This window comes from Spirosoma jeollabukense, from assembly GCF_054777855.1.
Map to the genome: position 1 here is coordinate 1 of NZ_BAAHAD010000076.1, position 864 is coordinate 864.

Annotated in this window: 1 protein-coding gene; it reads right to left on the bottom strand. The window is 48.7% G+C overall.

Going from position 1 to position 864, the window contains the following annotated elements; all coding sequences use genetic code 11:
* Positions 1-16: 16 nt before the first annotated feature.
* A complete protein-coding gene (locus tag ACYVEA_RS34605) occupies positions 17-796 on the bottom strand; it encodes an IS5 family transposase (RefSeq protein ID WP_461117916.1) in 780 nt (259 codons plus the stop codon).
* Between the last annotated feature and the right edge of the window lie 68 nt (positions 797-864).

Genomic DNA, 864 nt, shown 5'->3' on the forward strand with positions numbered 1-864 from the left:
AGAGCATGTTGGGAAATCACATTTGGTAATAAGTCTCAATGCGTTGTAACATAATCTGGCTATTAGCCAGATATAGCCAACTGGCCGAAGAAGATACTGTGTGCTCATAGTCTTTGACGATTCTCCGAAAGTAGTTCGTCCAGGCAATGCTCCGTTCCACGACCCATCGTTTAGCCACCGGCACAAAACCTTGTGCTGATTCAGGACGCGACGCTTTCTCAAAATCGATACTCCAACGGTCAAGGTCTTTGGCAAATATTCCATTATAGGCTTGATCCCCAAAGACCTTCTCCAGTCGTTCACCCATCCGCCAGAGAATGGTTACAACTAAGGCTTGACCCAATGAGCCATCAGCTCGGTTGGCCGCATCTACATCGGCTACCCAAAGTCGTCCCTGTGTGTCCACGACAAAGGTACGTTTACGCCCATTGACTTTCTTATTGGCATCCAGACCTCGCAATTCTCCGATCATGGGGGCAAGTTTAACCGATTGTGTATCAATGCTTACCGCCGAAGGTAAGGGCTCACGGTCTGCTTGTTGTCGATCGAGCTGGTTGAGAGCCGCGTTGATGTGTTCAAAGTGGTCGGCCTTGCTCCAGCGATCAAAGTAGTAGTATACGGCTTGCCAGTGGGGGAAATTTGGGGGCAGGTTTCGCCACTGACAGCCGGTGCGTGACAGCCATAAAATAGCATCCATAATGGTACGTAATTCGTGTTTACGTTTGCGCTGAAGGTCAAAAAAAGGCGAAATTGCTGCCCACTGGTAGTCGGTCAGTGGTTGCCACTGCTTGGTCATTACTTTGTTTCTTGGTCGATACAAAGTTGACTCGGCTACCAGTCCTTATCAATTCCCCAACAAACTCT